Below are 7,954 nucleotides of genomic sequence, written 5' to 3' on the forward strand. Positions count from 1 at the left end.
GGTGTTTCATCAGTGGTCCGTAGGGAATCAACGGGACCCCATGACGGTCGTGGGGTGCAACGGGGGAGGTTTTTCCATGTCTGTCGAGCAGACCGGAGACATCGCGGGCGGGGGCGTCGCCGAAGGGGCCGTCGCGGATGTCGCGGGCGCGGAGGAGAGGTCGGCCGGGGCTGTCGGCACCACCGCGGCCGCGCTCGCGAGTTCCTACCCGGTGGCGCCCGGCTACCGGCTGAACGTCCGCAGCGGCCCCGGCACCGGCTACTCCGTGGTCCGTGTCCTGGCCGAGGGAGCCAGGGTTCGGATCAACTGCCAGACGTCGGGCACCCGGGTCACGGGCCCGTACGGCACCTCGAGCGTCTGGGACAACATCGGCAACGGTCAGTACGTCTCCGACACCTACATCCTCACCGGCAGCGACGGGTACGTCGCCCCTCGCTGCTAGGGCCTTCCGCCCGGACCCCGCCGGCACCGGCCGGCGGGGTGGGGGCGGGGGGCTCCCGCGGCCACGCGGGGGAGGAGTCACAATCGACCCGTGAGCGCAGAAGAGAACCCCACGAACGGCGTCGCCGCCACCCCCGCCGGGCCGCAGCCCGAACCCATCCGGTTCTTCGGGACCACCTGGGTCGACCACTCCGGCGGGTACGCCGCCCGCCGCGTCGGTGTCGCCGCCGGCTCCCTGGTCGCCGCGGCCGCCGCCTGCTTCGCGCTGCGCTTCGCCTACGACGGCCTCCAGATCGCCGAGGTCGGCAACTTCGTCTCGCTCCTCGTCGTCGTGATGTTCGCGATCTGCAGCGCGCTCGCCTTCCGCCACACCTGGTCCGCCTTCTCCACCCGCCCGGACCCCGACCGCCAGGCGACCCTGCGCGGCCTGCTGACCATCGGGTTCATCGGCTCGCTCCTCGCCTACTTCTTCCGCTCCCTTACCGAGGCCCCCGGCGAGAAGCTGCACCGCGCCGAGTACGCGCAGGCCCGCGAGGAGTACGACCGGCGCGTCACCCGCCGCTCGGGCAACCCCTCCAAGAAGCGCCGCCGCTCCTGAACCACGCCCCCGCGGACCGTCGCGCGGCCACCATGGCCGTATGACGACACCCGGCGCCGACAAGGTCACGCACACCACCCGAGCCCACTCCTTCAACGCCGCGGCCGCGCAGTACGCCGCCCACCGCCCCTCCTATCCGCCCGCGCTGTTCGACACGATCGAGGAGCTGACCGGCCGCCCCCTGGCCGGCGCCCGGGTGGCGGACGTGGGGGCCGGTACGGGCATGGCCACGGCCCGTCTCCTCGCGCGCGGCGCCGACGTGATCGCCGTGGAGCCCGGCGCCGGCATGGCGGCCGAGTTCCGCCGCGCCCTCCCCGGCGTGCCGGTCGTCCGCGGCGACGGCAACGCCCTCCCCCTCGCCGGCCACAGCGCCGACCTGATCACCTACGCCCAGTCCTGGCACTGGACCGACCCGGCCCGCGCCGTCCCGGAGGCGGTACGGGTGCTGCGCCCCGGGGGCGCCCTCGCGCTGTGGTGGAACACCAGCGCCGTCGACGTGCCGTGGATCGCCGAGGCGTCCGCCCGGGCCGGTCGCCACCTCGGCCGGGACCTCTCCGCCGAGCGTGACCTGGACGCCCGTACCGCCGACCCCTCCGGCCGCCTGCGCTTTTGGCGCAGCACCGTCCGCTGGAGCCGCCGCGTCCCGGTCGACGCCCACCTCGCCAACCTCGGCAGCCACTCCCTCTTCCTCGTCCAGAGCGCGGAACGCACCGCCGCCTTCCTCGCCGAGGAGCGGGCGCACGTCCTGGACGTCTTCCCGGACGGCATCGTCGAGGAGACCTACGACGTCGTCCTGCTCCTCGCCTCCACGCCCACGGACGCTTGACGCGCCCACCCCCCGGGAGCACTATTCATCGCATGATGAATTACTCCTCCCCGTCACCGGAGGAACCGGCCGTGCGCGCCCAGGACCTCACCGTCGTCCGGGGCTCCCGCACCGTCCTGCGGGGCCTCGGCTTCACCGTCCCGCGCGGCCGGATCACCGGACTCCTCGGCCCCTCCGGCTGCGGGAAGTCGACCCTGATGCGGGCCGTCGTCGGCACCCAGGCCAAGGTCACCGGCATCCTCGACGTCCTCGGCCGCCCCGCGGGGCACCCCGCCCTGCGCACCCGCATCGGCTACGTCACCCAGGCCCCGTCCGTCTACGACGACCTGACCGTCCGCCAGAACCTCGACTACTTCGCCGCGATCCTCGACCCCGGCCGGGCCGCCGCCGACCGCCGCCACGAACACGTCACCCGCGCGATCGCCGACGTCGACCTCACCAGCCACGCCGACGCCCTCGCCGGCACCCTCTCCGGCGGCCAGCGCAGCCGGGTCTCCCTCGCCGTGGCCCTCCTCGGCGCCCCCGAGCTCCTGGTCCTCGACGAACCCACCGTCGGCCTGGACCCCGTACTGCGCCGCGACCTCTGGCAGCTCTTCCACACCCTCGCCGCCGAGCGCGGCGCCACCCTCCTCGTCTCCTCCCACGTGATGGACGAGGCCGAGCGCTGCCACCAGCTGCTGCTCATGCGCGCCGGCGAGGTCCTCGCCGACGGCACCCCCGACGCCCTGCGCACCCGCACCGGCGCCGACACCGTCGAGACCGCGTTCCTCCGCCTGGTCGACGAGGCGGCCGCCGCCGGACGCACCCAGCAGACCCCGGAGACCACCCGATGACCGCCACCGGCACCCTGAGCCCGTCCCGCACCACCGCCACCGCGGCCCGGGTCCTGCGCCAGCTCCGCCACGACCCGCGCACCATCGCGCTGATGATCCTCGTCCCGTGCGTGATGCTGTTCCTGCTCCGCTACGTCTTCGACGGCAGCGCCCGCACCTTCGACACCATCGGCGCCTCCCTGCTCGGGATCTTCCCGCTCATCACGATGTTCCTGGTCACGTCGATCGCCACCCTGCGCGAACGCACCTCGGGCACGCTGGAACGCCTGCTCGCCATGCCGCTGGGCAAGGCCGACCTCATCGCCGGGTACGCCCTGGCCTTCGGCGCCGTCGCCGTCGTCCAGTCGGTCCTCGCCACCGGCCTCGCCGTGTGGGTGCTGGACCTCGACGTCACCGGCAGCCCCTGGCTGCTGCTCCTGGTCGCACTGCTCGACGCGCTCCTCGGCACCGCCCTCGGTCTGTTCGTCTCGGCCTTCGCCGCGTCCGAGTTCCAGGCCGTCCAGTTCATGCCGGCGGTGATCTTCCCCCAGCTCCTCCTCTGCGGCCTGTTCACCCCGCGCGACGCCATGCACCCGGTCCTGGAGGCCGTCTCCGACGTCCTCCCCATGTCCTACGCCGTGGACGGCATGAACGAGGTCCTCCACCACACCGACCTGACGACCGCCTTCCTCCGCGACATCACGATCGTCGCGGCCGTCGCCCTCCTGGTCCTGACCCTGGGCGCGGCCACGCTGAAACGCCGCACGGTGTAACCCTCAGCCCGTCCGGCGTTTGAGGACGAGGCCCGCGTCCCAGCCCGTCCGGCGCTTGAGGACGAGTTCCCCGTCCCAGCCCGTCCGGCGTTTGAGGACGAGGCCCGCCAGGACCGAAAGGGGGTCTGGGGCGCAGCCCCAGGGACGGGACGGGAAGGGGCGGCGGGGGCGACCCACCCGACCGCACCCCACGACACCCCCGCCCCACGACACCCCGCACCCCCAGCCCCCGTCCGCCCACCGGACAACCGCACCCCCAGCCCCCGGATGGGACAATCACCCCCAGGACGACCCACCCCCGGAGGGCACCCCCAGCCATGACCCAGAAAGTCGCAGTCCTCGGCACCGGCAAGATCGGCGAAGCCCTGCTCAGCGGAATGATCCGCGCCGGCTGGGCCCCCGCCGACCTCCTGGTCACCGCCCGCCGCCAGGAGCGCGCCGACGAGCTCCGCGCCCGTCACGGCGTCACCCCGGTCACCAACCAGGAAGCCGCCAAGACCGCCGACACCCTGATCCTCACGGTCAAGCCGCAGGACATGGGCACCCTCCTCGACGAGCTCGCCCCGCACGTCCCCGCCGACCGCCTGGTCATCAGCGGCGCCGCCGGCATTCCGACCGCGTTCTTCGAGGAGCGCCTCACCGCCGGCACCCCCGTCGTCCGGGTCATGACCAACACGCCCGCCCTCGTCGACGAGGCCATGTCGGTCATCTCCGGCGGACGCCACGCGACCGCCGGCCACCTCGCCCACGCCGAGGAGATCTTCGGCGCCGTCGGCAAGACCCTCCGCGTCCCCGAGTCCCAGCAGGACGCCTGCACGGCGCTCTCCGGCTCCGGCCCGGCGTACTTCTTCTACCTGGTCGAGGCCATGACGGACGCCGGCATCCTGCTCGGCCTGCCCCGCGACAAGGCGCACGACCTGATCGTCCAGTCCGCGATCGGCGCCGCGACGATGCTCCGCGACAGCGGTGAGCACCCCGTCAAACTGCGCGAGAACGTGACGTCCCCGGCCGGCACCACCATCAACGCCATCCGCGAGCTGGAGAACCACGGCGTCCGCGCGGCCCTCATCGCCGCCCTCGAAGCCGCCCGCGACCGCAGCCGCGAACTGGCCTCCGGCAACAACGGCTGACCCGCCGGGCCGCGGCCCCCCGGCCGCGGCCCGCGTGCGTCACCGCGCCGCGGCCACCACGTCCCCGGTCGTCACCACCCGCGCGAACCGCCCGCCGTGCAGCGACACCGCCGTCGCCCGTGTCAGCTCGTCCGCGGTCGCCGTCCAGCCGAACGGCCCGGCCAGGTCGAAGGTGTGCATGGCGTCCAGCGGGAACAGCACGTCGTAGCCGAGGTTCCCGCCCATGCGGGCCGTCGTCTCGTTGCACATGTTCGTCTGGATGCCGGCGATCACGAGCTGCCGCACCCCGGCGCCCTTCAGCCAGCCGTCGAGATCCGGCTCGCCGTAGAAGGCCGAGTTCACCGACTTCGTCACCAGCGCCTCGGGCCCCGACCCCTTGCCCCGCCGCTCCTCGACGAAGTCCTTGAAGTCGTTGCCCACGTGCCCCACCCGCAGCGGTGACCGCGACCCCGCGGGCGAGTCGTGGCGTACGAACACCACCGGGCGCCCGGTCTCCTGCCACGCGTCGACGAGCGCGGCGATGTTCGCTTCCGCCTCCGGGTTGTTCCGCCGCCCCCAGAACGGGTCCTCGAACCCCTTCTGCACGTCGACGACGACCAGCGCGGCGTTCCCCGCGACCTCGAGCTGTGTCTTCTTCTCCATGTCCCCGATGCTGCCGCCCGCCCACCCCGCACAACAGTGGCAGGAACGCTGAGCATCGATGGCTTCCTGCCATCACTGCCATGATGGGGCCATGCAGCGCATCGCCCTCCTCGCGTTCCCCGGCATCCGCGCCTTCGACGTCTCCGTCATCACCGAGGTCTGGGGCAGCGAACGCACCCTCCCCGGCGTCCCGCCCTTCGAACTGCGCCGCGCCGCCACCGCCCCCGGCGGCCCCGTCCCCATGCCGGGCGGCCTCACCCTCACCCCGGACCGTCCCCTCGACTGGCTGGAGGAGGCCGACCTGATCGTCGTGCCGGGGCTGGTCGACCACGAGACGCCCGTCGCCGAACCCGTCCTCGACGCCCTGCGCCGCGCCCACCACGCCGGCACCCCGATCGCCGCCCTCTGCGCCGGCGCCTTCGTCCTCGCCCGGGCCGGGCTCCTCGACGGCCGCCGTGCCGTCACCCACTGGCACCTCGCTCCCCGCCTCCAGGCCCGCCACCCGCGGATCACCGTCGAACCCGACGCGCTGTTCATCGAGGACGGCAACCTGTGGACGTCGGCCGGCACCGCCGCCGGCATCGACCTCTGCCTCCATCTGGTCCGGGTCGCCCACGGCGCCGAGGCCGCCGCCACCGTCGCCCGCTCCATGGTCACGGCCCCCTTCCGCACCGGCACCCAGGCCCAGTTCATCGAGCAGCCCACCCCGCGCGCCGACCGCGACGCGGACACCCTCGCCGCCGTACGCGAGTACGCCCTGCGCCGCCTCCACGAACCGCTCACCGTCACCGACCTGGCCGCCCGCGCCGGCATGGCCCCGCGCACCTTCGCCCGCCACTTCACCGCCGCGACCGGCACCTCCCCGCTGCGCTGGCTCCTCGACCAGCGCGTCGCCGCGGCCCAGCGCCTCCTCGAACGCACCGACCTCCCCATGCCCGAGGTCGCCCGCCGCGCCGGCTTCGGCAGCGAGGTCACGATGCGCCAGCACTTCGCATCGCGCCTCGCCACCAGCCCACGCGCCTACCGGACCGCGTTCAGCGCCACCGTCCCGACCTCGGACTCCGCGGGCAACAGGCCGATCGCCCGGTAGGCGGCGTCCACGGTCGGCCGGGCCATGCCCCGCGCCCGCGCCGCACCCTCCCGCAGCACACCCTCCACGTGACCGGGATCGGCACACAGCTCCTGATGCCGCTCCCGCAACGGCCGCAGCACCTCGATCACGGCGTCCGCCGTGTCTCTCTTCAGCGCCCCGTACCCGTCGTACGCATCGGCCAGCCGCTCGGGATCGCCGCCCGTGCACGCGGCCAGGATCTCCAGCAGGTTGGCGAGCCCCGGCCGCGACTCCCGGTCGTAGACCACCTCGCTGCCGCTGTCGGTCACGGCCCGCATGACCTTCTTCCGCACCACGTCGGGCTCGTCCAGCAGGTAGACGATCCCCGGCCCGGAGTCGTCGCTCTTGCCCATCTTCGAACCGGGGTCCTGAAGATTCATCACCCGCGCCGCCACCGCCGGGCTCGTGGCCCGCGGCACGACGAAGGTGTGCCCGTACCGCTGGTTGAACCGCACCGCCAGATCCCGCGCCAGCTCCACGTGCTGCGTCTGGTCGTTCCCGACCGGCACCTCGTCCGTCCCGTACGCCAGGATGTCCGCCGCCATCAGCACCGGATACGTCAGCAGCGACAGCCGTACGCTCCCGCCGCGCCGCTGCTCGCGCGCCGCCTTCTCCTTGTACTGGATCATCCGGCGCATCTCGCCGTCCGTGGCCACGCACTCCAGCAGGTACGACAGACGCGCGTGCTCATCGACATGGCTCTGCACGAACACCGTGCACAGTTCGGGGTCCAGTCCGGACGCCAGCAGGAGGGTGGCCGCCTGCCTGCTCAGCCGGCGCACCCGCGCCGGATCGTGGTCCACGGTCAGCGCGTGCAGGTCGACGATGCAGAACAACGCGTCCGACCGGTGCTGGTCGACGGTGGCCCACTGCCGCATGGCCCCCAGGTAGTTCCCCAGCGTCAGATGTCCGGTCGGCTTGATGCCACTGAAGACCCGAGTCATCTCTTCTCCCTCTCCTGTCGAGGCCACCGCCCGTGCGGCCGCCCCTCGGAGTCACGGAGGGAGAAACAAAACGGCCGCCGAAGCGGCGGCCGATGAGTGCACACGCAGGACGGCCGCCGTCAGGCGGCCCGCCAGGACTGGCTGTGCGTATGCGTCGTCATGCACACGAGGTTACGCCCCGGGGGTGGGGCCCCGCAGCGAGTTGACACGCATCCGGGGGATCCGTAGTGTTCTCCGAGTTGTCCGACGTGAGCACCGACTCCGGTCGGCCCCGGACAGCCATCCCGCACCACCACTACTGATGCACGTCAGCAGTCCGTCTGCCGGCGCGCCGTCGTCGTGTGTGTGTTCGGAATGAGGAATCCGCACCCGAAAGGGAGCAGGACCCCGATTAGGTCGGGGGCCGGGAATCCGCTAAAGTCTCACCTCGTCGGAACGGCCCAAGGGCCGGGAAGACAAGCCCCGCTGACTGGGGGTCAGAGCGAGAAACTGGATCTGATAAAGTCGGAACCGCCGGAAAGGGAAAGCGCGAAAGCGCAGGCCTGGAAAGCACCGAGGAAATCGGATCGGAAAGATCTGATAGAGTCGGAAACGCAAGACCGAAGGGAAGCGCCCGGAGGAAAGCCCGAGAGGGTGAGTACAAAGGAAGCGTCCGTTCCTTGAGAACTCAACAGCGT

At 72.6% G+C, this 7,954-nt stretch carries 9 protein-coding genes; 7 read left to right on the top strand and 2 right to left on the bottom strand.

The features are described from left to right. The first annotated feature begins 76 nt into the window (after positions 1-76). The 6 genes from B100_RS0118360 (at position 77) to proC (ending at position 4,580) form a co-directional block, all read left to right on the top strand. Positions 77-442 (top strand): SH3 domain-containing protein, encoded by a 366-nt coding sequence (locus tag B100_RS0118360; protein ID WP_024885892.1) that lies wholly within the window; start codon positions 77-79, stop codon positions 440-442. Positions 443-532: 90 nt separating this feature from the next. Next, positions 533-1,039 carry a hypothetical protein gene (locus B100_RS0118365; protein ID WP_024885893.1) on the top strand — a complete coding sequence of 169 codons (507 nt, stop codon included), beginning with the start codon at positions 533-535 and terminating at the stop codon, positions 1,037-1,039. A gap of 40 nt (positions 1,040-1,079) precedes the next feature. After that, positions 1,080-1,865 (top strand): class I SAM-dependent methyltransferase, encoded by a 786-nt coding sequence (locus B100_RS0118370; protein ID WP_024885894.1) that lies wholly within the window; start codon positions 1,080-1,082, stop codon positions 1,863-1,865. A 32-nt stretch (positions 1,866-1,897) separates the two neighbouring features. Continuing rightward, a complete protein-coding gene (locus B100_RS0118375; protein WP_024885895.1) occupies positions 1,898-2,698 on the top strand; it encodes an ABC transporter ATP-binding protein in 801 nt (266 codons plus the stop codon). After that, positions 2,695-3,450 carry an ABC transporter permease gene (locus B100_RS0118380; protein ID WP_024885896.1) on the top strand — a complete coding sequence of 252 codons (756 nt, stop codon included), beginning with the start codon at positions 2,695-2,697 and terminating at the stop codon, positions 3,448-3,450. Before B100_RS0118375 ends, B100_RS0118380 begins: the two co-directional genes overlap by 4 nt. A 317-nt stretch (positions 3,451-3,767) precedes the next feature. Further along, the gene (gene proC, locus B100_RS0118385) at positions 3,768-4,580 is read left to right on the top strand and encodes a pyrroline-5-carboxylate reductase (RefSeq protein WP_024885897.1); all 813 of its coding nucleotides are present in this window, start codon (positions 3,768-3,770) and stop codon (positions 4,578-4,580) included. Between the two features lie 39 nt (positions 4,581-4,619). On the opposite strand, the gene B100_RS0118390 is transcribed toward proC, so the two are convergent. After that, positions 4,620-5,222 (bottom strand): cysteine hydrolase family protein, encoded by a 603-nt coding sequence (locus tag B100_RS0118390; protein ID WP_024885898.1) that lies wholly within the window; start codon positions 5,220-5,222, stop codon positions 4,620-4,622. 91 nt (positions 5,223-5,313) lie between these two features. Here B100_RS0118390 and B100_RS0118395 point away from each other — a divergent pair, with 91 nt between their 5' ends. Next, positions 5,314-6,312 carry a helix-turn-helix domain-containing protein gene (locus tag B100_RS0118395; protein ID WP_024885899.1) on the top strand — a complete coding sequence of 333 codons (999 nt, stop codon included), beginning with the start codon at positions 5,314-5,316 and terminating at the stop codon, positions 6,310-6,312. On the opposite strand, the gene trpS is transcribed toward B100_RS0118395, so the two are convergent. Continuing rightward, positions 6,243-7,277, bottom strand: a complete 1,035-nt coding sequence (gene trpS / locus B100_RS0118400; RefSeq protein WP_024885900.1) for a tryptophan--tRNA ligase — start codon at positions 7,275-7,277, stop codon at positions 6,243-6,245. The genes B100_RS0118395 and trpS overlap by 70 nt on opposite strands. Positions 7,278-7,954 lie beyond the last annotated feature (677 nt).

The sequence above is a fragment of the Streptomyces sp. CNH189 genome (assembly GCF_000527195.1).